Origin of the sequence: Actinospineispora eucalypti (genome assembly GCF_039543365.1) — a bacterium.
Classification (GTDB): domain Bacteria; phylum Actinomycetota; class Actinomycetes; order Mycobacteriales; family Pseudonocardiaceae; genus Pseudonocardia; species Pseudonocardia eucalypti.
Genome location: NZ_BAABJP010000030.1, coordinates 254,108 through 277,843, shown reverse-complemented (window position 1 = coordinate 277,843; position 23,736 = coordinate 254,108). Strand labels below are relative to the sequence as shown.

Here is a 23,736-nt window from a genome sequence, read left to right as displayed (position 1 = left end):
GATCGCTGCGCCGCTACTCCGCTCCATAGCGGAGCGGGTGAACGCGTCGACGCGCGCTGGCCGGAACAGAGATCCGGGCCACATCGGGCGTTACACTCGGTCGGCAGTCGGGCTCCGTGGCGTGGCCGGCTTCGGGTTCAGCGTGGTGCCTGGGAGGTCGGTGTTCGGTGGTCGATTCGCCGTCCGATGAGTGGTCGGCCGCCCGCGTCGGCATCCAGTTCGACGTGCCCCGGATGTGGCGCCTGTGGAACTACTGGCTGGGTGGCAAGGACAACTACCCGGTGGACCGCGCGCTCGGCGACGCGGTGACCGAGGTCTATCCGGAGATGCGAGTGGCCGCCCGCGAGTACCAGGCCTTCCTGGGCCGCGTGGTCAGCTTCCTGGCCGGGGAGGCGGGGATCACCCAGTTCCTGGTGATCGGTACCGGATTCCCTGACGCGGAGAACGTGCACGACGTGGCACAGCGCATCAACCCGGCCGCCCGCGTGGTTTACGTGGACGACGACCCGTCGGTGTTGGCCCACGGCCGCGCCCTGCTCACCAGCACCACCCCGGCCGGGGTGACCATCTGCCTCGACGCGAACGTGCGCGACCCGGTCATCTTCCTGGCCGAGGCGCAGGAGGCGTTGAACTTCAACAAGCCGGTCGCCGCCATCTTCCTGAGCATGCTGGGCAACGTGGCGGCGTACGACGAGGCCCGGGCAATCGTGGCCAAAGTGGCGGCTGGACTGCCGACGGGCAGCTACCTGGCGCTCGGCGACTTCGCTGACACCAGCGAGGGTGTCCGCGCGGCCAACGCGATCTACCAGGAGTACGGAAGCCAGCCGTACCGGCTGCGCACCACTGGGCAGCTGGCGGAACTGGTGGACGGCCTGTCCCTGGTCGAACCCGGTCTGGTCCCGGTCAATCGGTGGCGCCCGGGACTGGTGAGCCTCGCCGATCCGGTTGACATCTTCGGCGTGGTGGCCCGCACCGACTGACCAATTTGGGGCCGCGCCGCCGTTTCTAGAACGGTGGTGGGTCGGTGATGCGTTCTCCTCGGGTGTGGTAGCGGCGGCCGAGTGGGCTGGTCCAGATGAACCGGCCAGGCCGGGGTTGGGTAACGGTCCAGCCTCCTTCGTGTTTGAGCCGGTGGTCGTACTTGCAGCCCGGCCCCAGGTTGGTGCTGGTCGTGGCGCCGCCGTATTGGTGGTCGTGGATGTGGTCCTGTTCGGATTGGGTGGCCGGGCGCCGGCAGCCCGGGGCGGTGCAGGTGCGGTCGCGGATCTGTACATACCGGCGCAACCCAGGCCCGGGTAGTCGCCGCCCCGGCCGGCCGTCCAGGTTGGTGCTCGGCGTGGTGCGGGCGTATTGGTACTGGCTGGCGATGTCGGCGATCACCCTGGCTCAGGCTGGTGGCGGGTCTTTGGCGAGTCGGGCCAGCGCGGTCGCCGGAATCGCCAACTCCACGATCCCGCCTTCCGCACGATGCCCGGGTGAACCGGTGCCCGGTCTTCGCCTGGTCAGACCCTCCGCAAGCAGATAACCCTCGTGGTCGGTCACCACCCACCGCCACTGACCGTGGTGCTGGCGGGCGACCGCCCGCCGGGTGGTCTCGGCGAGGATCGGCCCCCAACCCGGCAGCTCTCCGGGTAACTCGTTCACCCTCGCGAGGCTGTCGAGCCGGGCCCGGACTTCGATCCCGGTCACGTGTCCGAGGGGTTCGCGCTCGCTGCTCGCCGGTCGAGGCGCGGGAGTCGGCGCGTGCTCCTGCGGGCTGTTCTCGCCTGGTCCGGCGTCGTCTGGCCCGGCACTGTCCGGACGGTCCTGCTCCGGCTCGGCGTTGCTTGCCTCGCTGTCCCGGGCACCGACGTTGTGCGGTTCGGGACACGGCGGGCCTTCGGCCGCCACCGCTTCGCCCGGTGAAATGTCGCCTGGCGAGACCTCGCGCGTTGGGGGTTCAGCCGGTGGGGCTTGCGTCCGCCCGGCCTCGTCCAGCAGAGCGGCGATCATTTCGGTACGGGTCAGGTGGTGGAAGCGGTCATCGAGCAGGCGTAGGTAAATGTCCGCGCGCAACTGGTCAACCCGGCCCGGATGCCCGGCTCGTTTCGCCGCGCGAGCCAGCCCCGCGATCCGCTCGGTCGCCGCGGCCGCCTCATCCGGCGGCAAACCCGACGCCGCGATCACCGCTGTACCGTCCGGGTTCAGATAGCCGACCACCGCACGCTCGGCCAACGCCCGCTCGTAAGCATCCCGCGCGTGGTCCGGATCAACGGTGATGATCAGCTTCAGGATCCGGGCCCGCAGCTGCCCCGTGGTCAAACCGGGCGCCTCCGTCAACACCGCGTCCAATACCTTGGCCACCAACTCGCCCGGTAGACCGGCGAGGTGCTGGGTGAACACCCACGCCCGGTCCCGGTCGATTCGCCCGGCCAACATCTCGGCATGCACCGCCGGCAGACCCCGGCACAGGGCGTAGGCAAACTCGGACTCACTCCACCCCTGCCGACGGTTCATCACCAACGCCGCCCGCACCTCATCCGGCGCGTAGCGCTCCGGCTCGGCCAACCGGGCCACCGAGTCCGGGCCGGCGGACGGGCCACGTTCCAGTACCGAGGCCACAGCCCCGAGGTACAACCCTTCCGCGTAGGCCCGCAGTCGCGCGGACGCTTGCAGGACATCGATCACCGAGCCATTCGGCACCGCCGCCACATCAACCGACGCCAACACGGCGGCCAGCTCCGGACCGACGGAGGTCCCCGCCAGCCGCTCACCGAAGCCGTCGTCCATGCGTTCGATTATATGTTCGAGCACCGACACTTGGCAAACTGCTCCCGCCGGGAGTAGTTTGGGTGCGTGGACCTGACCGTCACCGACACCGGCGTGGTGACCGACCTGCCGGTGCTCGACGAGTTGCTCGACCCGTACCGGGACGGGCTGGGCATCGGCTACCAGGGCTACCGTGCGCACTGCTATCGCATGGTCAACTGGGCGCGGTTCGTCACCCGGCCGCAGCCGTACCGCGAGGAAAAGCTGGCCGTCGTGACGGCGCTGCACGACCTGCCGTTCTTCCTCAGCGGGAACCTGGATTACCTCGGTCCGGCCTGCGACCTGGCCACGGCGCACCTAGAGGCGATCGGGCGCCTGGAGTGGACCGAAGAGCTGCACCTGATGATCAATAATCACCACAAGGTGCGCCCGTACACCGGCCCGCACGCGGAGCTGGTGGAGGCGTGCCGCAAGGCGGACTGGATGGACGTCACCTTCACCAAGCTGCGGTTCGGGATCCCGCGCCGGCTGGTGACCGAGGTGCGCGCCCGGTTCCCGATGAACGAGGCGTACAAGGCGGTCGCCATGCCGATGATCGGCCGGTACGCGGTGCGCCACCTGAGCCGCCCGCTGCCGAACATGCGCTGGTGAACGCCTCCGCGACCACCTACGCGCTGCTCGGTCTGCTGGCGTTGCGGCCGCACACCGGATACGAGCTGACCCAGCAGGTGCGCACCTCGGTGCGGCTGGTCTGGCCGTCCTCGGAGTCAAACCTGTACCGGGAGCAGCACCGGCTGGTCCGCCTGGGCTGGGCGAGGGTCGAGGCGGAGCCGGCCGGCCGGCGTACCCGCAAGCGGTACACGATCACCGAGCCGGGGCGGCGGGCACTGGCGGACTGGTTGGCCTCCCCGCCGGCGCCGCCGACGCTGGACGTGGAGGCGTTCGTCCGGCTCTGGCTGGCCGACCAGGGGAGTGTGCGGGACCTTGCGGCCGCGCTCACCGCCACGGCGGTCTCCGCCCGGTCCACCATCGCGGCGGCGGCCGAGCTGGCCGACCGCTACCTCGCCGGGCAGGGTGCCTTCGAGTCTCGCGCGCACCTCAACGCCCTCGCCGGGGAGCTGTTGGTGGACACCCTCGGTGCCCTGGCCGACCGGTGCGAGCGGGCGGCGGCGGAGATCGAACAGTGGCCGACCACCCGGGACCGGGGGCTGGACGAACAGGCGCGGGCCCGGCTGAGCCGCATCGTGGCGAAAGCGGGCGAGACGCCTGGGCCGGCTCCCCCGTAGCGGCCGGCCCAGGCGCGAGACCGGTCAGTCGACGGTTGCGTCCAGGATGACCTCGGCGAACGGCGCCGTGTAGGTGATCTTGGACATGGCCGCACGCTACGCGGACGCCCGGCACCCTCGCGCCCGTCGGATGACGCCATCGGTGTACGTCATTACGTCAGATCGCAACCCCGGCCTCGGCGCCTTCCTTGAATGCCTGGAACGCGGTGCGGTGCGCCATCGCGTCACCGACCAGCCGATACGGGATCCGCAGCTCGTCCAGGTCGGCGGCCAGCGTGTTCTCCGAGGCGAGCGAGGTGACCGCAACCACGGTGCCGGCGGTGACCTCGGCGATCGTCTCGCCATCCGCGCGCACGATCGTCGCGGTGCGCCCGTCCAGGTCGCCGAGCAGGCCTTCGGTGATCACCCGCTGGGCGCGGCGGCGCAGGATGGCCGGCACCTCCACCCGGTGCAGCGCCCCGCCGTACGGCATGATCGTTTCGTAGCGGGTCACGTAGCTGACCCGTTTGCCCCGGCGGGCCAGGGCCTCGGCCACCAGCGGGCCCTCGTTCGCGCCCACCGTGTCGTAGACCAGCACGTCGTCATCGATCTCGGCGGTGAGCGCCTCCGCGCTGCCCAGCACGTGGCCGGTGTGTCCGCCCGGCACCGAGCCCGGCCCGGGGCGCGCCGCCCCGGTGGCCAGCACGACGTGGTCCGGGGCCAGCTCCTCCAGTAACCGCCGATCCGCCCGGATGCCCAGCTCGGGCTTGACGCCGTGCTCGGCCAGCTCGCCCAGCAGGTGGTCCAGTGCGGTGGTGAGTGGCGCGGCGGCGGTGTGCTCGGCGTGCCGGAGCAGGCCGCCGGCCCGGGGCGCGGCGTCCACCAGGCGAACCCGGTGACCGCGCCGGGCGGCGACCTCGGCGGCCTTGAGCCCGGCCGGGCCGGCCCCGATCACCAGGACCTGCCGGGGCGTTCCGGTCCAGGTCGGTGACAGCTCGCGTTCCCGCAGGACCTCCGGATTGTGGAAGCAGCTGATCTCCGGGAAGCCGGCCAGCTTCCGGTTCACGCACACGTTCGCCCCGGTGCACGGCCGGATGCGGTGCGCGTCGCCGCGCGCGGTCTTGCGGGCCAGGTCCGGGTCGGCGATGTGCGCGCGGGTCATCGCGGTGAGCTCGCACTCGCCCTCCGCGAGCAGCCGCTCGGCCACGCCGGGGGAGCTGATCCGGCCGGTGGCGATCATCGGCACGGTGAGTGCGTCGCCGAGCAGCTCGCGCATGCGGCGGGCCTTCGGGACGTTGGGCGCCTCGGTGCTGCGGTAGTTGGGGATGGCCCGGCCGTAGCTGGCGCCGCCGAAGCCGACGGTGGTGTTCAGCAGGTCGATCTCGCCGGTGCTCAGCAGTGCCCGGACCGTGTCGGCGAGGCCGGTGGCGGCCAGTCCGCCGTCCTCGGGGGAGACGAAGTCGTCGGTGGCGGTCCGGTAGCCCAGGATGCGGTCCGGGCCGAGTACCGGGCGGACGGCCTCGATGATCCGACGGGCGAACAGGGTGCGGTCGGTGCCCCACTGGTCGGCGCGCCGGTTGCCCCACGGGGACAGCGACTGCTGGACCAGGTAGCCGTGCGCGCCGTGCAGTTCCACCCCGTCGAAGCCGGCGTCCACAGCCATCCGGGTGATCTGCCGGTACGCGTCGATCATGAGCTCGATCTCGTCGCCGGTCATCCGGTGCGCGGTCTCGCCCTCGGCGGTCTGACTGGCCTCGAACCCCCACAACGGCGGCCGGCGCACGTCCGCGTCGGAGCGGAAAGTGGCGCCGAGGTGGGCCAGCTGGATCAGCGGGACCGCGCCTTCCGCCCTCACCGCCTCGGCCAGCCGGGCGTGCCGCTCCACGCTCGCCTCGGGCACCGGGCCGAAGGGGTTCGGGAACTGCGGCTGGGCGATGATCAGCCCGACCCCGCCGGCGGCCCGCCGGCGCAGGTACTCGATGTAGCCGTCCGGAGAGACGTTCGGGTTGCGGAACGCCTCGCTGGCGCCGTGCGAGGTGATCACGATCCGGTTGGGCACGGTGGTGTGCCGGATCCGGATCGGCGAGAACAGGTGCGGGAACGGGGACATGGGCGGCCCTCCGTGAGTGGCGGTGGTGGCGTCAGTGGGGCAGGGCGTGGTCGGCCGGCGATGCGCGCCAGGCGTTGCGCAGGGCCTCGGGCGGTACGGCGGTCAGCGCGGCGAGCGCACGGACGAACAGGTAGGTCAGCGCGACGGTGAGCAGCCCGCCGGCCCAGATCCAGGGCATCGCGACGCCGGTGTTCATGAGGGTCCACACCGGCCACCCGGCGCCGACGTAGAAGACCGCCACGCTGGTCGGGTACAGCGCGATCAGCACCAGGTGGTGCCACGCCCGCCAGCTGGGGCCGTGCAGCAGGTGCAGCAGCACGGCGGGCAGTATGCCCAGTGCGCCGTCCAGCGGCGCCCAGTAGAGCGGCATGCCCCACAGGTTCAGCGGCTGCGGCCCGTAGTAGTAGAACACCCGCAACCACAGCGCCGGGGTCTCCAACAGCACGTCGCCCAGGGCCACCAGCAGCCACACCCGCATCACCGCCGACGGCCCGCCGCCGGCGCGCAGCAGCCGCCACAGGGCGAGCGAGCCGAGGCCGATCTCGGCCGTGTAAGCCAGGGTGAGGAACAGCGGGATACGCACGCCGTAGGCGGTGAACAGCGTCAACTGCTCCTGGACCGGGTAGTAGACGAACGCGTTCGCGGCGGTCAGCGGCTCGAACAGGCTGGCCACCGCGCCGCCGAGCAGGCAGACGAAGCCGATCACGGTGCCCTCCCGCCGGTAGCAGCGGACGGCGAACACCAGCCCGGCCAACACGGCCAGCCCGGCGCCGGCGGTGAACGCGGCGTTGATCGCCGGGTTGGTCGGCCAGCTCGGGTCCGGCACCGGGCCGCCACCGAGCGGGTTCACGCCGAGTGGATTCAAACCGAGCGGGTTCACGCCGGTTCTCCCGCCCCGCGCGGGGTGGCCTCGCCGAACCGGGCCAGCGCCTCGTCCAGCAGCGCCCGGGCGTCCGGGTGCGGCTCGAGGTCGGCCGGGTCGTAGCCGGGCCGGCAGGCGCGCAACGCCAGTTGGGGCAGGAACATGCCGAACATTCCGGCCAGCAGCCGGGCGTAGCGCGCCCGGCTGTGCCAGCGCTCTCGTGCGGTCATCCGCCGGCGCGCGTCGAGCAGGGTGCGCCCGGCGATCGGCAGGGAGAACGCGAACACGTGCCAGGTGGCGAACAGGATGCCGAAGACGCGGTACCGGTAGTCCCGGTACAGCTCGTGGTAGACGTAGTTGGCCACCGTCCGGTGCTCGTGCTCCTCGGCGACGTGCCAGAGCCACAGGTAGGCCGCCGCCTCGCCGCTGTCCAGGCCGAACCGGTGCAGGTTGCCGAAGAAGTAGTCGCAGAGCAGCGGCGCGACGGTCTCGAAGCCCTCGGTGTAGGCCAGCGCGAACTTGTGCCCGCGCGCCCAGTACCGCTGGTAGTCGGCGCGCAGCCGGGCCTCGCCCTCGGTCACCGGCTCGGGGTGGGCGGCCCGGATGATGTCGTTCAGCCGGGCGTGGTTGGAGTAGTGCCGGCCCTCCTGGAAGTTGAACAGGTCGATGTCCCGCTTCAGCGCGGACGGCCCGGCCGGCAGCCGCTTCTTCGCCTCGCGCATGGTCTTGATGAAGAACGGCTCCATGAACGGCAACATCAACGACATCGCGTTGGTGAGGTGGCCGAACTCCGGGTGCACCTGGTTCCAGTCCGCCCTGACCCCGGTGAAGTCCACGGTCACCCGGCGGGCCACGAGGTCGGAGGTCTCGGTCATGGCGTCCTCCTCGTCGATGAGTGAACGCTCAAAACCGTACGTCGTTTGATACTGACGGTCAAGTGACAGTCACTATCAGAAAGAGTACGTTGTTGCCCACCGCCACTCCGCGCGGCCCGGGTGCATCCAGCCGCGGCGCGGTGTCGAACATGGAGTTCACGCGGTGAGGGTGGGGCTCAGAGCCAGCCGTTCTGATCGGCGATGCGGGCCGCGTCCGGCCCGTTGGCCGCATCGGTCTTGCCGATCGCCGAGGAAAGGTGGTTGCGCACGGTGCCGTTGGACAGGTGCAGCGCCTTGGCGATCTCGGCGGCGGTGCCGCCGCGCAGGGCCGCGCGCAGCACCTCCCGTTCCCGCTCGGTGAGCGGGTTGGTGCCGGTGGCCAGCGACTCGGCGGCCAGCGTGGGGTCCACCGCGCGCAGGCCGGCGTGCACCCGGCGGATGGCGTCCACCAGCTGCTCCGGCGGGGCGTCCTTGAGGATGAACCCGGCCGCGCCGGCGGCCATGGCGCGAGCGAAGTAGCCGGGGCGGCCGAACGTGGTGCAGATCAGCACCCGGCAGCCGGGGACCGAGGAGCGCAGCCCTTCGGTGGCGGTGATGCCGTCCATCCCGGGCATCTGTACGTCCAGCAGCGCCACGTCCGGTTCGCTGCGGCGGGCGGCCGGAAGGACCTGGTCGCCGTCGCCGACCTCGGCGACCACGGTGAGATCCGGCTCCAGGTTGAGGATCGCCACCAGGCCGCCCCGGACCAGCGCCTGGTCGTCCGCCACCAGTACTTTGATCATCCCGGCACCCTCGCGGAGAGCCGGAAACCGCCGGTGGGCAGCGGCCCGAAATCGAGCGTGCCGCGCACCTCGGCCAGCCGCTCGGCCAGCCCGGTGAGCCCGTTGCCGGGTTCCCCCGGCGGCCCGGCCCCATCGTCCACCACCTCCAGCCAGCGGGCACCCACCCGCACCGTGCACCGGCCGGCGCCGCTGTGCCGGACCACGTTGGTCACCCCCTCGCGCAGCACGTAGGCCAGTGGTTCCTCGGCCCGCGCCTCCACGTCGTCCACCGCGTGCGGCAGGTCGGCCTCGATCCCGGCGGCGCGCAGCGCGGCCCGGGCGGAGACCAGCTCGGCGACCAGGGACATCCGGCGCTGCCCGGAGACGGTGGCCCGGATGTCGGCCAGCGCGCGGCGGGAGAGATCCTCGGTCTCGCGCAGCTCGCCGGCCACCCGCTCGCCGTCGGCGCCGCTCTCCACCAGCCGCCGGGCCAGCGCGGTCTTCACGGTGATCGTGGTCAGCGAGTGGCCGAGCACGTCGTGCAGGTCCCGGGCCATCCGTTCCCGCTCGCCGGCCACCGCGAGCGCCCGGATCTCCGAGCGGGCCGCGCGCAGCGCCCCGACCAGGCGGGCCAGCCGGGCCATGCCCAGCGCGATCATCGCCACCATGGCCAGGAAGACCACGCTCACCCAGTCGACGGCGCCGGTGACCAGCCAGCTGGCCGGCAGCGCGGCGAACACGGTGACCAGGCCGACGACCCGGGCCCAGCGCAGCGGCAGCATCACGTTCGAGGCGCTGAGCGCGTAGCCGAGCACGGCCATCGAGCCGCTCAGACCGCTGAGCAGGACCACCGCGACACCGACCGGGAACACCACGCAGATCATGGCCAGCCGCCGGGCGGTGCCGCGCCACAGCGCGGGTACCCACCACACCCCGAGGAAGCACAGCGCGTACAGCACGAGCAGGGCGACCAGCACCGCGAGCGGTCCCGGGGGCATGCCGTCCCGGGCCGAGGCCAGGCCGATCGGCACGAGGAAGAGCACGAACAGCGACGCGCCGAGCCGGTCGCCCCGCCGGGCGCTCGGGGTGCTGCCCAGATAGGCCGGCCACGCCGCATCGTCGACCAGGACGTCGTCGTCCGGGTCGACGGTGGCGGGGACGCTGTTCACGCTGCGAAGCCTACGAGCCGGCGGTCGGGGTGCGGGCTTCGGCGGCCAGCGCGCGTTTGGTGGAACGCACCGTCCAGCCGATCAGCAGGGTGAACGCGGTGACCTGCAGCACGGTGGACGCGACGACCGCGGTGTCCAGCGGCAGCAGGTACACCACCGCGATCCGCAGCACCGCCTCCAGCAGCAGGCCGGCCCCCCACACCACGGAGGCGACGTACCAGCGGCGCCGCGCGACCGGGTCCAGCCAGCGCTCGCGCAGTGCGGCCACCCCGCCCGCCCCGGCGAACCGGAGCGTCGCGTCGTAGGTCAGCGGCCGGCGCACCAGGCAGCTGCCCAGGAACACCAGGCCGGCGATTGCGGTGGTGGCCGAGTCCTTGGCCAGCATGAACCGGGCGTCCCCGGTGGCGAAGCTGAGCGCCAACCCGAAGCCGAAGGTGACCAGCAGGAATGCCGCGAACGGTTCCAGCCTGCGGTCCCGCACGGCGACCACGCCGACCCGCAGCGCCGAGGTGAGGGTGCCGGCCAGAAGCGCGATGTAGTCATCGCAGCCGAGCAGCCGTGCGCCGTAGTAGGCGGCCACCGGCAGGCCGATGTCCCAGGCCAGCGAGCCGGTCATCCGGCGCAGCGTGCGGGTGGCGCCCGCGCCCATCTCGCCGGTGGTCGCCGGTGGTTGGGCTTCCGACGTGCGGTTCATGCCGTGCTCCTCGTCCTCGCGTTCCGGGTTGACGAGGAAAGCGTCCCGCCGGGGGCGGCCGCGACCCCGGGACAACTGTCACCGCTTGGCCATGACATCTGTCATCCTCTCGGTGATCCTTTGAGAAACGGAGCATCGATGGCTGATCACGACCTCACCGGTTTCGACCGGGACAGCTTCACCGCCGGCTCGGTGACCCACGAGCTGCTGCGCCGGGGGGAGGGGCCGGCGGTGATCGTTATCGCCGAGATGCCCGGCATCACGCCCAAGGTGCTGGCGTTCGCCGAGCGGGTGGCCGCGATCGGCGCCACGGCCGTGCTGCCGGTGCTGTTCGGCACGCCCGGCCGCGACCCCGACCCGGCGGTGCGCGGCAAGCTGGGCACCGCCCGGTACGTGGCCAGCTCGATGCTGCCGGCCTGCGTGAGCCGCGAGTTCACGGTGTGGGCGACGGGCAAGACCTCCCCGGTGGTGGGATGGCTGCGCGCGCTGGCCGCGCACGAGCACGAGCGGTGCGGCGGCCCGGGCGTGGGCGCGGTGGGCATGTGCTTCACCGGCGGCTACGCGCTGGCCATGGCCACCGACGATCGCCTGCTCGCACCGGTGCTCTCCCAGCCTTCTATGCCGCTCCCGGTGACCCGGGCGCAGAAGGAGAGCATCGACATCTCCCCGGAGGACCTGGCGGTGGTCCGCAAGCGCTGCGCCGAGGGCGGCCTCCAGGTGCTCGGCCTGCGGTTCCGCGGCGACGCCTTCGTGCCGGAGAGCCGGTTCCGCTTCCTCCGCGAACAGCTCGGCGACGGCTTCGTCGCGGTCGAGCTGGACGACGAGGCGGCCAACCCGGATGCGCTGCTGAAACCGCACTCGGTGCTCACCGAGCACCTGATCGACGAGCCCGGCCAGCCCACCAGGCAGGCGCTGGACCAGGTGCTGGACCTGTTCCGCACCCGCCTCCAGCTCGCCGGGTAGCGCTGGTTTCTCCCGCGCGCGCCGAACTGGGCGCGCGCTCGGCAAGCGTGTCCCGCGCTAGACCCGGGCCAGCTCGCCGTGCCGGGCGGCCAGCGCGACGGTGAGGGCGGGTTCGAGGTCCCGCGCGAACATCCGCATGGCGGCTACCCGGTCGGCGAGCGCCGGCCGGGTCGGCCCGGCCTGCACGATCAGCTCCGTCGACCAGCCCAGCGTGGGGTCGGTCGCCCACTCCGCCGCCAGCTGCTTCGGCGCGGCGTCCGGCGGGAGGATCCGGGAGCCGCCGACCCGGGGCTCGTCCACCGCGCGGGTCCAGTACCGGCGCAGGTCGCGCAGCACGGTGGAGCCGGGGATGTGCGGCAGGCGGCCGGTGATCAGCCCCATTCCCCGGGCGGCGGCCAGGTGCGCGCCGGAGGCGGAGCCGGTCGCCCACCACAACCTCCGGCGCAGGCCGGGCGCCTGGGGGACCAGGCCTTCTCCGTCCAGCGCGGCGCACAGCTCGTCGAGCACCTCGACCGCCTCGACCCAGCGGTCGGCGTGGTCGTGCCCGAACCGCTCGGCCGCCTCCGCGTCGTTGCCGGTGCCCAGGCCGAGCTGCAGCCGCCCGCCGCTGAGCGCGTCCACCACCGCGGCGTCCTCGGCCAGCCGCCGGGGTTGCTCCAGCGGCGCGGCGATCACCGCGGTGCCCAGCTGGATGCTGCTGGTGTGCTGGGCCAGCGCGGCGAGCAGCACCAGCGGGGAGGGCAGGAAGCCGTTCCGGGCGCTGCCGTGGTGCTGCGCCACCCAGAACGTGTGGAACCCGAGTGCCTCGGCGGCCACCGCCAGCTCGACCGTGTCCCGGTAGGCGTCCTCGGCGGTGCCGGAACTGTCCACATGCGTGAGAAACCCGATTCGCACCCGCAGACACTAGCCGGGTGGCTCCGCCGCCGATGATCCGCGGCACGCTATTGTTCAGCCCGAGCCCGGTTACACAGTCAGCTGCGGCCGTATCCCTGTCCACTTCGTCGTGGGCCGGTATCACGCGAGCTGACAGTTGATTCGGTGTGCCGCGTGGTGGCGGCCCAGGAGAGCCGAATCGAGACCGATGCTCACCCGTCTGATCGTTGAGTTTCCCTCCCGAGTGGCCACCGATGTCTGAACCGGTGGACTGGCGCGAGCTGGCCAAGGGCCTGGCGGAGATGGCGCGCGACCTGCTGGCCCAGGACTCGGTGCAGGGCACCCTGGACCGGATCGTGGTGGCCGCCGTCGACCTGGTGGACGGCTGCGACGCCGCCGGCATCCTGGCCGTGCGCGACGGCCGGGTGCACACCCTGGCCAGCACCGACGACGTGGTGCGCGCCTCCGACGAGTTGCGGGCCAGCTTCCGGCTCTACACGCACGAGAACAAGAACCTGGGCGCGCTGGACCTGTACTCGTCCCGCCCCGGGGCGTTCGCCGAGGGGTTCGAACACGTCGGCTGGCTGCTCGCCTCGCACGCGGCCGTGGCGCTGGCCAGTGCCCGGCTGCAGGCCAACCTGCACGAGGCGCTCAAGTCGCGGCAGGTGATCGGGGCGGCCACCGGGATCGTGATGGCCCGCTACGGGCTGTCCGAGCGGGAGGCGTTCAACCGGATCGTGACCGTGTCGCAGAACTCCAACATCAAGGTGCGCGACCTGGCCCGTGAGATCAACAACACCGGCGGCATCCCCGATCTGTCCTAGCCGTGCAGCATGACCAGCACCCCGGAGGCCAGCGCGAAGGCGAGCACCAGCGCGCGCATCAGCCGGCCGTCCAGCCGGTGGTGCACCCAGCGGCTGAGCAGCGCGCCGAGGGCCAGCGCGGGGAGCAGCAGCAGCGCCGTGCCGAACTGGGCCCCGGTGGCCCGCCCGGTGGCGGCCAGCAGCACCAGGGAGATCACCTCGCCGACCAGGAAACACACGGCCACCGTGGCCCGCAGCACGGCGGCGGGTTGGTGCTGGTAGACCAGGGCCAGTGGGGGACCGCCGACGCCGGTGGACGTCTCGGTGACCCCGGTGACCGCGCCCGCCACCAGCAGCGCGCCCCGGCCCGGCCGGAACGCCGGGGCGGCCAGCCCGGCCAGCGCGGCCAGCACGGTGGAGACGCCGATCAGCAGGTTCAGCCGGTCCATCGGGATGGCCAGCAACACCCAGATGCCGCCCAGGGTGCCGGCCAGCCGTCCGGCGGTGATCCAGCCGGCGCCCCGGTGGTCCAGCCGGTCCCGCTCCCGCCAGGCCACGTACACGTTCAGCGGGATCATCAGCACCAGCAGGAACACCGGCAGCAGGCCGGGCCGCAGGATGCCGACCACCGGCGCCGCGATCAGCGCGAACCCCACGCCGGTGCTGCCCTGCACGAACGCCGCGACCAGCACCACCGCCGCCAGCGCGGCGAGCACACCCGGGCTCACGGGCGCGGCGGCAGCGGGATCGTGGCTAGGTCCTCGGCGAGCACGATGTCCCCGTCGAAGAACTCGGCGGCCTCGGCCGCGAACTCGCGCGCGTCCCGGTACCGCTGGGAGAAGTGGGTCAGCACCAGCCGGCGCACCCCGCAGTCCCGCGCCACCTCGCCGGCCTGCGCGGAGGTGAGGTGGCCGTAGTCGCGGGCCAGCGCCGCGTCCCGGCGCAGGAACGTCGACTCGATCACCAGCATGTCCACCCCGTCGGCCAGCTCGTACACCGCGTCGCACAGCCGCGTGTCCATGACGAACGCGAACCGCTGCCCGGGTCGCGGCCGGCTCACCTCGGCCAGCATCACGGTCCCGCCGTCCGCGCGGGCCAACGAGCCTTCCCGGCGCAGCCGGCCGATGTCCGCGCCGGTCAGGCCGAACCGTTCCAGCAGCTCGGGCCGCATGCGCACGCCGTCCGGCTCGACCAGGCGGTAGCCGTAGGCGTCCACCGGGTGGTCCAGCCCGCGCGCCTCCAGCCGCCCGAAGGCGCCCTCCGCGACCACCCCGGCCCGCTCGATCGGACCCGGGTGCAGCCGGGTGCGGTCGTGGAACACCGTGGCGTGTCGCAGCCGCTCGAAGTACCGCTGGCCGGACGCCGGGTAGTGCGCGTGCACCGGGTGCGCCACGCCGTCCAGGGACATCCGCTGGATCACCCCGGGCAGGCCCAGGCAGTGGTCGCCGTGGAAGTGGGTCAGGCAGATGTGGGTGATCGCGCTGCTGGGCACGCCGGCCAGCAGCAGCTGCCGCTGAGTGCCCTCGCCCGGGTCGAACAGCAGGCCGTCGCCGTCCCAGCGCAGGAAGTAGCCGTTGTGGTTGCGGGTGCGGGTGGGCGCCTGGCTGGCCGTGCCGAGCACCACCAGCTCCCGTACGGACACCGCCTCAGGAGCTCGCGGCCTGCTGCTTGAGCAGCCCGCCGCCCACGATCAGGCGCTGGATCTCGCTGGTGCCCTCGTAGAGCCGCAGCAGGCGGACGTCCCGGTAGATCCGCTCCACCGGGATCTCCTTCATGTAGCCGGTGCCGCCGTGCACCTGGACGGCCAGGTCGGCCACCTGGCAGGCCATCTCGGTGCAGAACAGCTTGGCCGCCGACGGCGCGATCCGGCGGTCCTCGCCGGAGACGTAGGCCCGGGCGGCCTCGCGCACCATGGCCCGCCCGGCCGCCACCCCGGTGTACTGGTCGGCGAGCATCGCCTGCACCAGCTGGAACGCGCCGATCGGCTGGCCGCCCTGGGTGTTCGTGGCCGCGTAGGCCACCGACTCGTCCAGCGCGCGCTGGGCGCTGCCCACGGCCAGCCCGGCGATGTGCACCCGGCCCCGGGCCAGCGAGGTCATCGCCGCCCGGTAGCCGGACACCTCGTCGCCGACCATGGCCTCCGCCGGCACCCGCACGTCGTCGAAGGCGACGTCGGCGGTCCAGGCGCCCTCCTGGCCCATCTTGGCGTCCTTGGGGCCGACGCTGACCCCCGGCGTCTCCGACGGGACCAGGAACACCGAGATCCCCGGGTTGCCGGCGGCCGGCTCGGAGGTGCGGGCGAACACCACGAACAGGCCGGCCACCGGGGCGTTGGTGATGAACCGCTTCTGCCCGTCGATGACCCAGTCGGCGCCGTCCCTTCTGGCGCGCGTGCGCAGCCCGGCCGGGTTGGAGCCGGCACCGGGCTCGGTGAGCGCGAACGAGGCCACCACCTGGCCGGAGGCGATCCGGGGCAGCCACGCCTTCTTCTGCTCGTCGGTGCCGAAGCCGACCAGCACCTGCCCGGCGATGCCGTTGTTGGTGCCGAACATGGAGCGGAACGCCAGCGTGGTGTACCCGAACTCGAAGGCCAGCTCCACGTCCTGGGCCAGGTTCAGCCCCAGCCCGCCCCACTCCTCGGGGACGGCGTAGCCGAACAGCCCCATCTCCGCCGCGGCCGCGCGCAGGTCGTCCGGGATCCGGTCGTTGGCCATGATCTCGTTCTCCCGGGGCACGACCTCCCGCCGGATGAAGCCGCGCACCTGCTCCAGGACGTACCCGAAGTCCTCCGCCGACACGTCAGTCATGCCCGCATCCTCACCCCGGCGGCCGACGCCGGTCAAAGACCGACGCCGGCCGGTCGCGGCGGACTACCAGACCAGGGTGCCTCCGGTCTGGTACTCGGTGACCCTGGTCTCGAAGAAGTTCTTCTCCTTGGTCAGGTCCATCGACTCGGACATCCAGCCGAACGGGTTCTCGCTCGCCCCGAACAGCGGGGCCAGCCCCAGCTGGGCGCACCGCCGGTCGGCGATGAACCGCATGTACTGCTCGCACGAGTCGGCGGACAGGCCGAGCATGCCCCTCGGCAGCGTGTCCCGGCCGTAGGCGATCTCCAGCTCGCAGCCCTCGGCGAGCATGTCGCGCACCTGGCCCCGGAACTGGTCGGTCCACAGCCCCGGATTCTCCGAGGCGATCTGGTTGATCACGTCCACGCCGAAGTTCAGGTGGATCGACTCGTCGCGCAGGATGTACTGGTACTGCTCGGCGATGCCGGGCATCTTGCCGCGCCGGCCCAGCGCCAGGATCTGCGCGAACCCGGTGTAGAACCACATCCCCTCGAACACCACGTAGAACGCCACCAGGTCACGCAGGAAGGCCTGGTCGGCGGCCGGGGTGCCGGTGCGGAAGTCCGGGTCCTCCAGGCTGCGGGTGTGCTCCAGCGCCCAGGCCGCCTTGTCGGTGATCGACGGCACCTCCCGGTAGGCGTTGAACAGCTCGCCCTCGTCCAGGCCCAGGCTCTCGCAGATGTACTGGAAGGTGTGCGTGTGCACGGCCTCCTCGAAGGCCTGGCGGAGCAGGTACTGCCGGCACTCCGGGTTGGTCAGGTGCCGGTAGACCGCGAGCACGATGTTGTTCGCCACCAGGGACTCCGAGGTGGCGAAGAAGCCCAGGTTCCGCTTGACCATGTGCCGCTCGTCGGCGGTCAGCCCGTCGGGGGAGCGCCACAGCGAGATGTCCGCCTGCATGGACACCTCGGACGGCATCCAGTGGTTGGCGCAGGCGGCCAGGTACTTGTCCCAGGCCCACCGGTACTTGAGCGGCAGCAGCTGGTTCACGTCCGCCCGAGCGTTGATCATGCGCTTGTCGGAGACGTCGACGCGGGCCGCACCGCGTTCGATCGTGCCCAGTCCGGAGCTCACTGGCAGGCCTCGCATTCGGGGTCGTCGATGGCACAGGCGGGGGCGGGCGTGACGGTTACCGGGGCGACGGCGTTGAGCCGGCCGTCGGTGGTGACCAGGGTGGACTTCTCCACTTTCGTGGCGGCCTGGGAGCGCAGGTAGTAGGTGGTTTTGAGACCCCTGACCCAGGCCAGCTGGTAGAGCGCGTCCAGCTCCCGGCCGCTGGGCCTGGCGATGTAGAGGTTCAGCGACTGGGCCTGGTCCAGCCACTTCTGCCGGCGCGCGGCCGCCTCGATGAGCCACCGGCTGTCGATCTCGAACGCGGTGGCGTAGAGCTCCTTGAGCTCGGCCGGCACCCGCTCGATCTGGCCCAGCGCGCCGTCGAAGTACTTCAGGTCGCCGACCATCACCGGGTCCCAGAGGCCGCGTTCCGCCAGGTCGCGGACCAGGTAGGGGTTGACCACGGTGAAGTCCCCGGACATGTTCGCCTTGACGTACAGGTTCCGGTAGAGCGGCTCGATGGATGGGTTGACCCCGGTGATGTTGGCGATCGTCGCGGTCGGCGCGATGGCCATCACGTTCGAGTTGCGCATGCCCTGGGACCGGACCTTCTCGCGCAGCGCGGCCCAGTCCAGCCGGGTGGTCCGGTCCAGTTCCAGCTCGCCCTCCGCCCGGGTGGCGGCGAGCAGCTCGACGGAGTCGATGGGCAGCACGCCCTGGCTCCACAGCGACCCGGCGAACGTGGCGTAGCGACCCCGCTCGGCGGCCAGGTCCGCCGACGCCGAGATGGCGTGGTAGCTGATCAGCTCCATGGACTCGTCGGCGAACTCCACCGCGCGGTCCGAGGCCAGCGGGATGCGCTGGGTGAACAGCGCGTCCTGGTGCCCCATCAGGCCGAGCCCGACCGGCCGGTGGCGCAGGTTGGACCGCCGAGCCGATCCGATTGTGTAGAAGTTGATGTCGATGACGTTGTCCAGCATCCGCACGGCGGTGCGGACGGTGCGCGCCAGCTTCTCCCTGTCCAGCCCTCCGGCGCCGACGTGCCGGGCCAGGTTCACCGAGGCCAGGTTGCACACCGCCACTTCCTCGGCGTCGGGCGTCGCGGTGGTGTTCAGGGTGATCTCGGTGCACAGGTTGGACGAGTGCACCACCCCGGCGTGCCGCTGCGGGGAGCGCAGGTTGCAGGGGTCCTTGAAGGTGATCCACGGGTGCCCGGTCTCGAACAGCATGGTCAGCATGCGCCGCCACAGCTCCACCGCCCGGACCGTGCGGAACACCTTCCGCTCGCCGCGCGCCGCCGCCTCCTCGTGCGCCCGGTAGGCGGTGGTGAACTCGTCGCCGTAGAGGTTGTGCAGGTCGGCGGCCTCGTCGGGGGAGAACAGCGTCCACTCGGCGTCCGCCCGCACCCGGCGCAGGAACTCGTCCGGCACCCAGTTGGCGGTGTTCATGTCGTGGGTGCGCCGGCGGTCGTCGCCGGTGTTCTTGCGCAGCTCCAGGAACTCCTCGACGTCGATGTGCCAGGTCTCCAGGTAGCCGCACACCGCGCCCTTGCGCTTGCCGCCCTGGTTGACCGCCACCGCCGTGTCGTTGGCGATCTTCATGAACGGCACCACGCCCTGGGAGACCCCGTTGGTGCCCCGGATGTGTGCGCCGATGCCGCGCACCGGGGTCCAGTCGTTGCCCAGCCCGCCGGCGTACTTGGACAGCAGCGCGTTGTCGCTGATCGCGCCGAAGATCCCGGGCAGGTCGTCCGGGATGGTGGTGAGGAAGCAGGAGGACAGCTGCGGGCGGGTGGTGCCGGCGTTGAACAGCGTCGGCGTGGAGCACATCACGTCGAAGCCGGACAGCAGCCGGTAGAACCCGATGGCCCGCTCCTCCCGGTCCACCTCGCGCAGGGCCAGGCCCATGGCCACCCGCAGGAAGAAGGCCTGCGGCAGCTCGTAGCGGGTGCCCCCGGAGTGCAGGAGGTACCGGTCGTACAGCGTCTGCAGACCTAGGAACCCGAAGTCCAGGTCCCGCTCCGGCTTGATCGCGGCGGCCACCCTGTCCAGGTCGAACTCGGCCATCGCCGGGTCCAGCTGGCCCAGGTCGACGCCCCGGCGCAGGTACGCGGCCAGGTACTCCGGATAGCGGCCGGACAGCTCGGCGTGGTCGGCGGGCGGGGTGAGGCCGAGCGCGCCGAACGCCTCCCGGCGCAGCCGGTCCAGCAGCAGCCGGGCGCTGACGAACGAGTGGTCGGGGTCGGTCTCCACCAGCGCGCGGGCGGCCAGCACCGGGGCCTGGTCCAGCTCCTCGGCGCCCATGCCGTCGTAGAGCAGCTTCCGCGTCCCGGCCAGGACCTGCTCGGAGTTCGCGCCGGCCAGGCCTTCACACGCCTCTCCGACGACCCGCTTCAGCCGGTCGGTGTCGATCGGGGTGAGCGTGCCGTCGGCCAGCCGGACCTTAGGCTGTTTCTCCGACGTCGGGTCGGTCGCCTCCGCCGCCCGGGCGCGAGCGTGTTCCTCCCGGTAGAGCACGTAGGAGCGGGCCACCGCGTGGTGCCCGCCGCGCATCAGCGCCAGCTCGACCTGGTCCTGGATCTCTTCGATGTGCAGCGCCCGGTCCGGCCCGGCGTGGCGCATCAGGGCCAGCTCCACCGCCTCGGTGAGCCCGGCGACCACCGCGCGCACCCGGCTGGAGGCCCCGGCGTCGGTGCCCTCCACGTCGAGGAATGCCCTGGTCAACGCGGAGGAAATCTTGCTCGAGTCGAACGGGGTCGTCTCCCCGTTGCGGCGGATCACCGGGACACCGGACTTCGGCGCCGGGGATGGAGGTAACGGCTTCTCCTGGGTGAGGGTCATCGCAGCGCTACTCCTCGCGAGTTCGCGGCCTCTGGCCGGTGAACCGCGCCGAGCAGGCAACGCGAGGAGTGCGGCAGCCGACGCCGCAACCCGCCCGCCTGCCCTCCCGCGAGGACACCGAGCCGAGCGCGCCGGCGGCGCGCCCGTCGATGGCAGGTCTTCGGACTCGTGGGCGCGGCTTTCACGCCACCTACTGGCCGTCGCTTCCCGGGCCCGGCGTTGGACCCAGTGCTGTGTCTCCGTCGTCCGCCCAACTGGGCGTCCGACCAAGAGAGCGCCCGGGGGCGCTCGATGACGGCGGTCGTTCCCACTTACCGCTGCGGGGCAGTCCCGGATTCGCACCGGGTTCCCTGTTGCCACGCGGCCCTCGCGGGCCACGAACCATCGACGGGCGCAACACTACATGTGCGACCCAATTGGGTGTGGAGGCACTACATGATGGGCGTGTCGGGTCATTTGGTAGTACGGCCGGGCTACTTCTTGAACGCGTCCTTGATCTTCTCGCCGGCCTGCTTGAGGCTGCCCTTGACCCGGTCGACCTTGCCCTCGCCCTCCAGCTTCGGGTTGTCGGTCGCCCGGCCGGTGGTCTCCTTGGCGTGGCCCTTCAGTTCCTCGGCCTTGTTGCTGATCTTGTCGTCCATCCCCATGGTGATCCCTCGTTCCGTCTCGGGGCTGCTGTCGACAGCTCCGATACCCCGGCCGAGGTGGGCGAAACCGCCTGGTTCGGTCAGTGCCGTTCCTCGAGGCCGACCGCCTGGCGCAGCTTGGTCACCGCCTCCTCGAGGCCGCGGTCCTCGGTCGCCCGGGAGGCCATCAGCGCGGCGAGTGCCTCGGCCAGCACGTTCAGCTTCTCCTGGGCGGCCTCCTCGCCGCGCCGCGAGGCGTTCTCCAGCAGTGTGAGCAGCAGCAGTGAGATCACGCTGCCGGCCGTGTGGATCGCCGCTTGCCAGGTCTTCAGATCCACCCAGAACGGCAGGCTGACCAGCCAGAACAGCACCAGGCCCGCGCACAGGTAGAAGAACGGCGGCCGGCTGACCCAGCCGTAGGCGCCCTCCACGAACCGCTCGAACGGCGACCGTCGCGTACCGCCGCTGTCCCGGCTGTCCGCCGCCGGCCGCAGGCTGTCCTCACCCATGGCCTTGAGGGTATTGCCAGCATGGCCGGTCTACCGGTGCTGAGAACGTCGACTCGGTGTGGTGATTGCTGTTTTGGCACCCTATTTTGGAGGTATGGGCAGCAAACGTGACGGACGCGAGGGCGAACGACGCTGGTCGGAAGTCCATGCCCACCTAGGCGCCGACGAGTTCGACGCAGCAAGGAAAACATACGACCAAGTACGCTCCAAACTGGAAAGAACTGAGCGCGGAGCCAATTGTGGAGACCGAGAAATTTGTAACAGGGCTGTGAGAGCGATTTCTGACTTCAAGCGAGAACGCCATCCGGCTTAGCGGACTGGCAACGATCGTGTCGCGATTGAGTCGTAACGGTGGCCGAATAGCCAGGTATGGGCTGTAGCGTGCTTTCCGCACTAGCGCGCGTCGGATGAGAGGCGGGTAACAACGTGGCACGTGACGACTCCGCACGTTGGCTGCCAAGTTTCCTAGGCCGAGTACCCGCTCCGCTCAGTGAGCCGGAGCGCATCAAGCTCTTGGGCGAGGTATTTGGAATTCAAGGTGGAAAAAATCCCCTGAATTATGTTGTGCGACCGTTGGTAGATACTCCTATCACAAGAGCACTTGCGCGAAGAAGGCCAGTCGTGATCTACGGGAGTAGTAAGCAAGGTAAGACCTGCGTACGACGTAGAGCAATTCCAGCTGACGAGTCTGTTGTACTTAGCTGCCAGCAGTACTGGTCAATGGAAGACATTAACAAGGCAGTACTAAGGGAAGCGGGCTACGTCCCGATTACTTCCCAAGTCGAAACTCAAAAACGTGACCTCCGCATGTCCGGCCGCATAGACGCTAGAGGCAGACTTCCTTTCGTCGAGTCGGGATTGAACGTTGAAGCGGGTCGCAACCGCGCCGATGAGTTGACCAACACGTTCAATACCGAGCCCATCGATTTGGGCGACGTGAATCAGGTGATCTCACAGCTCAAAGCGCTCGACTTCCGGAAAGTTGTGGTGCTCGAAGAATTTCACGTACTCCCTATTGGGACACAAAAGCGATTTGCTCAAGCGCTCAAGGCATTTTTTGATGAGGGTAGCGACGTTCGATTTGTAGTAGTAGGGGTATGGCGCGACAGTGATCACTTAATTCAGCTGCACGGCGATCTGGCTGGGCGAATCGATGCCGTCGACGCCGACAAATGGACTGACACATCCCTCCGAAATGTGATCCAATCTGGCGCCGAGATCATGAATATTCGGTTTGACCCCCAATTTGCGGGCCGGCTAATAGCTCAATGCGTTAGCAGTGTATGGATAGTGCAGGAAGTTTGCTACAAGGCGTGTGAGAGCGTGGGAATCATGGTTGGGGATGGCAGTGCTGGCAAGTTGGTTGGAGCCGATTTCGACGTCAGCGCAGCAATCGCTGAGATAGTCGGCAACCTGACGGGCAGATACGCCAACTTCATCAGGGAATTTGCCAAACCACACGTGGAGCTGTGGCCCGATTCTTCATTGGCTCAGTGGGTTCTTGGGCTTATTATTGTGAGCGATACTGAAGAATTGGAAGCAGGCTTAAATATAGGGTCGATAGTTCAATTTATCGAACAGAATAATGATCAATACATCGTTGACCGTGGCGACCTCGTTCAGGTTCTTCTAAACGTCGGCCCAGCTCAAGCGAAAATCAATACCAGTCCGCCGATCATTGATTATATTCATAGTCCCGGCCGACTCGATATTGTCGATCGAGCATTCTTCGCGTGGCGCAACGAGCAAACCCGGGCCAACTTGCTCGAAGACTGTGGGCTGCCTGCCGAATTTGTTCGGGGCTGGACCAGGAGCTCACGTAGCACCGGTCGGCACAGGTCTTGATGCATCGGTGTGCCGGACGATCATCGGGATACACCTGGACGCCGAGTAGCTCGACGCGGCAAGGAAACCTGCGAGCACCTTCGGGTCAAGCTGGAAGAACTGAGCGCAGAGCTGATGCCTGAGACCGAGCAATGCGTGTCAGAATTCGGCAGGTCGAACCACTAGCTCTGATCAGCCACAGCGAAAATCAGCTCTGTGGCTGTTGCTAGATTACCTAGATCTGGGAGCACCCCGTGTGCACCAGCATGTTTTAGGTCTTCCACGCTGCTCTTACCCGTGGCAACACCAATCGATCGAACGCCAGCGGAAATGGCGGCATGAATATCATTGGGAGTATCGCCAAGCAGTACCGTATGAGAATTGGAAAAGGTCGCGTTGAGGCGGGTGCGCGCGCGTTCCTGGGCGATCTTTACGAGGTCGGCACGTTCGGTATGGTCGTTCCCGTATGCGCTGGTGTGCAGGTCCAGATACTTCGTGAGGTCGAAAACATCGAGTTTGATTCGGGCCACATCTTCAAGGTTGCCGGTCAGCACCCCTTGGTGAACTGTTGGCTGGTCCGCAAGCAGACTTAGCGTTCTGGCGGCGCCGGGCAAGGCGCGTCCAGTCGAGGCAAGTTCATTCCGCGCCTCGTCATAGCCTTGCGTGAGTGCCCGTGCGAGACTTGTGACAGCTTCGCTCGTCGGCTCGATTCCGTTAATGCGGAGGGTCTCCCGCATGATGTCCAGCTCGGTGCGGCCGGCGACCTGGGCGAGTTGCTGGAGTGGATGGCCAGTTGACGCGCGAAACGCTCGCTGATAAATGGCGAAACCCACACCGCGCGTCTCAATCAGGGTATGGTCGATATCCCATAACACAAGAACCCGCGCGTGGTCCGGCCCAGCAGACGACATGACA

General features: G+C 69.9%; 23 protein-coding genes and 1 riboswitch. Of the genes, 6 read left to right on the top strand and 17 right to left on the bottom strand.

The genetic code is table 11. The features are described from left to right. Positions 1-167 precede the first annotated feature (167 nt). Positions 168-980, top strand: a complete 813-nt coding sequence (locus tag ABEB12_RS26390) for an SAM-dependent methyltransferase (protein ID WP_221498201.1) — start codon at positions 168-170, stop codon at positions 978-980. 25 nt (positions 981-1,005) lie between these two features. On the opposite strand, the gene ABEB12_RS26385 is transcribed toward ABEB12_RS26390, so the two are convergent. Both ABEB12_RS26385 and ABEB12_RS26380 read right to left on the bottom strand, forming a co-directional pair. Beyond that, positions 1,006-1,380, bottom strand: a complete 375-nt coding sequence (locus ABEB12_RS26385) for an HNH endonuclease (RefSeq protein ID WP_185062456.1) — start codon at positions 1,378-1,380, stop codon at positions 1,006-1,008. A gap of 6 nt (positions 1,381-1,386) precedes the next feature. After that, positions 1,387-2,769: a 13E12 repeat family protein gene (locus ABEB12_RS26380; protein WP_185062455.1), complete on the bottom strand. Its 1,383-nt coding sequence runs from the start codon at positions 2,767-2,769 to the stop codon at positions 1,387-1,389. A gap of 66 nt (positions 2,770-2,835) precedes the next feature. Between ABEB12_RS26380 and ABEB12_RS26375 the strand changes: the two genes are divergently transcribed. Then, complete coding sequence (locus ABEB12_RS26375; protein WP_185062454.1) at positions 2,836-3,399, top strand: HD family phosphohydrolase; 564 nt, start codon at positions 2,836-2,838, stop codon at positions 3,397-3,399. Next, complete coding sequence (locus ABEB12_RS26370) at positions 3,396-4,034, top strand: helix-turn-helix transcriptional regulator (protein ID WP_185062453.1); 639 nt, start codon at positions 3,396-3,398, stop codon at positions 4,032-4,034. Before ABEB12_RS26375 ends, ABEB12_RS26370 begins: the two co-directional genes overlap by 4 nt. Positions 4,035-4,191: 157 nt before the next feature. On the opposite strand, the gene ABEB12_RS26365 is transcribed toward ABEB12_RS26370, so the two are convergent. The 6 genes from ABEB12_RS26365 to ABEB12_RS26340 all read right to left on the bottom strand — a co-directional run bounded on the left by ABEB12_RS26365 (position 4,192) and on the right by ABEB12_RS26340 (position 10,484). Beyond that, positions 4,192-6,123 (bottom strand): oxidoreductase, encoded by a 1,932-nt coding sequence (locus tag ABEB12_RS26365; RefSeq protein WP_185062452.1) that lies wholly within the window; start codon positions 6,121-6,123, stop codon positions 4,192-4,194. Positions 6,124-6,154: 31 nt separating this feature from the next. Then, positions 6,155-7,003 (bottom strand): hypothetical protein, encoded by an 849-nt coding sequence (locus ABEB12_RS26360; protein WP_185062451.1) that lies wholly within the window; start codon positions 7,001-7,003, stop codon positions 6,155-6,157. Next, positions 7,000-7,860 (bottom strand): metal-dependent hydrolase, encoded by an 861-nt coding sequence (locus tag ABEB12_RS26355; RefSeq protein ID WP_185062450.1) that lies wholly within the window; start codon positions 7,858-7,860, stop codon positions 7,000-7,002. Before ABEB12_RS26355 ends, ABEB12_RS26360 begins: the two co-directional genes overlap by 4 nt. A gap of 176 nt (positions 7,861-8,036) precedes the next feature. Then, positions 8,037-8,642, bottom strand: coding sequence for a response regulator (locus tag ABEB12_RS26350; RefSeq protein ID WP_185062449.1), 606 nt, complete (start codon positions 8,640-8,642; stop codon positions 8,037-8,039). Continuing rightward, entirely contained in the window at positions 8,639-9,790 is a 1,152-nt protein-coding gene (locus ABEB12_RS26345) for a sensor histidine kinase (RefSeq protein ID WP_345703160.1), read from the bottom strand. The genes ABEB12_RS26350 and ABEB12_RS26345 overlap by 4 nt, the downstream gene beginning before the upstream one ends. A gap of 10 nt (positions 9,791-9,800) precedes the next feature. After that, positions 9,801-10,484, bottom strand: a complete 684-nt coding sequence (locus ABEB12_RS26340; RefSeq protein WP_345703159.1) for a VC0807 family protein — start codon at positions 10,482-10,484, stop codon at positions 9,801-9,803. 138 nt (positions 10,485-10,622) lie between these two features. On the opposite strand from ABEB12_RS26340, the gene ABEB12_RS26335 reads away from it, so the two are divergent. After that, on the top strand, positions 10,623-11,447 hold the full coding sequence (locus ABEB12_RS26335) for a dienelactone hydrolase family protein (RefSeq protein ID WP_185062448.1): 825 nt from the start codon (positions 10,623-10,625) through the stop codon (positions 11,445-11,447). Positions 11,448-11,504: 57 nt separating this feature from the next. Here the strand turns inward: ABEB12_RS26335 and ABEB12_RS26330 are convergent, their stop codons facing one another. Continuing rightward, a complete protein-coding gene (locus ABEB12_RS26330) occupies positions 11,505-12,341 on the bottom strand; it encodes an LLM class flavin-dependent oxidoreductase (RefSeq protein ID WP_345703158.1) in 837 nt (278 codons plus the stop codon). Between the two features lie 233 nt (positions 12,342-12,574). Here ABEB12_RS26330 and ABEB12_RS26325 point away from each other — a divergent pair, with 233 nt between their 5' ends. Continuing rightward, positions 12,575-13,144 (top strand): ANTAR domain-containing protein, encoded by a 570-nt coding sequence (locus ABEB12_RS26325; RefSeq protein ID WP_185062447.1) that lies wholly within the window; start codon positions 12,575-12,577, stop codon positions 13,142-13,144. Here the strand turns inward: ABEB12_RS26325 and ABEB12_RS26320 are convergent. The 7 genes from ABEB12_RS26320 to ABEB12_RS26290 all read right to left on the bottom strand — a co-directional run bounded on the left by ABEB12_RS26320 (position 13,141) and on the right by ABEB12_RS26290 (position 20,997). Continuing rightward, a complete protein-coding gene (locus ABEB12_RS26320; protein ID WP_185062446.1) occupies positions 13,141-13,851 on the bottom strand; it encodes a TSUP family transporter in 711 nt (236 codons plus the stop codon). The two genes, ABEB12_RS26325 and ABEB12_RS26320, sit on opposite strands and share 4 nt — an antisense overlap. Beyond that, positions 13,848-14,765, bottom strand: coding sequence for a ribonuclease Z (locus ABEB12_RS26315; RefSeq protein WP_185062445.1), 918 nt, complete (start codon positions 14,763-14,765; stop codon positions 13,848-13,850). Before ABEB12_RS26315 ends, ABEB12_RS26320 begins: the two co-directional genes overlap by 4 nt. Before the next feature lie 4 nt (positions 14,766-14,769). Then, complete coding sequence (locus tag ABEB12_RS26310; protein WP_185062444.1) at positions 14,770-15,930, bottom strand: acyl-CoA dehydrogenase family protein; 1,161 nt, start codon at positions 15,928-15,930, stop codon at positions 14,770-14,772. Positions 15,931-15,993: 63 nt separating this feature from the next. Then, positions 15,994-17,058, bottom strand: a complete 1,065-nt coding sequence (locus ABEB12_RS26305; protein WP_185062443.1) for a ribonucleotide-diphosphate reductase subunit beta — start codon at positions 17,056-17,058, stop codon at positions 15,994-15,996. Continuing rightward, entirely contained in the window at positions 17,040-19,862 is a 2,823-nt protein-coding gene (locus tag ABEB12_RS26300; protein WP_185062442.1) for a ribonucleoside-diphosphate reductase subunit alpha, read from the bottom strand. Before ABEB12_RS26300 ends, ABEB12_RS26305 begins: the two co-directional genes overlap by 19 nt. A 134-nt stretch (positions 19,863-19,996) precedes the next feature. Beyond that, a riboswitch (cobalamin riboswitch) is annotated at positions 19,997-20,263 on the bottom strand. A 72-nt stretch (positions 20,264-20,335) separates the two neighbouring features. Beyond that, entirely contained in the window at positions 20,336-20,509 is a 174-nt protein-coding gene (locus ABEB12_RS26295) for a CsbD family protein (protein ID WP_185062441.1), read from the bottom strand. An 80-nt stretch (positions 20,510-20,589) separates the two neighbouring features. Beyond that, a complete protein-coding gene (locus tag ABEB12_RS26290; protein ID WP_185062440.1) occupies positions 20,590-20,997 on the bottom strand; it encodes a low affinity iron permease family protein in 408 nt (135 codons plus the stop codon). A gap of 720 nt (positions 20,998-21,717) precedes the next feature. Here ABEB12_RS26290 and ABEB12_RS26285 point away from each other — a divergent pair. After that, positions 21,718-22,842: a hypothetical protein gene (locus ABEB12_RS26285; RefSeq protein ID WP_185062439.1), complete on the top strand. Its 1,125-nt coding sequence runs from the start codon at positions 21,718-21,720 to the stop codon at positions 22,840-22,842. Positions 22,843-23,003: 161 nt separating this feature from the next. Here ABEB12_RS26285 and ABEB12_RS26280 read toward each other — a convergent pair whose 3' ends face one another. After that, positions 23,004-23,732, bottom strand: a complete 729-nt coding sequence (locus tag ABEB12_RS26280; RefSeq protein ID WP_185062438.1) for an HAD hydrolase-like protein — start codon at positions 23,730-23,732, stop codon at positions 23,004-23,006. Positions 23,733-23,736: the final 4 nt, after the last annotated feature.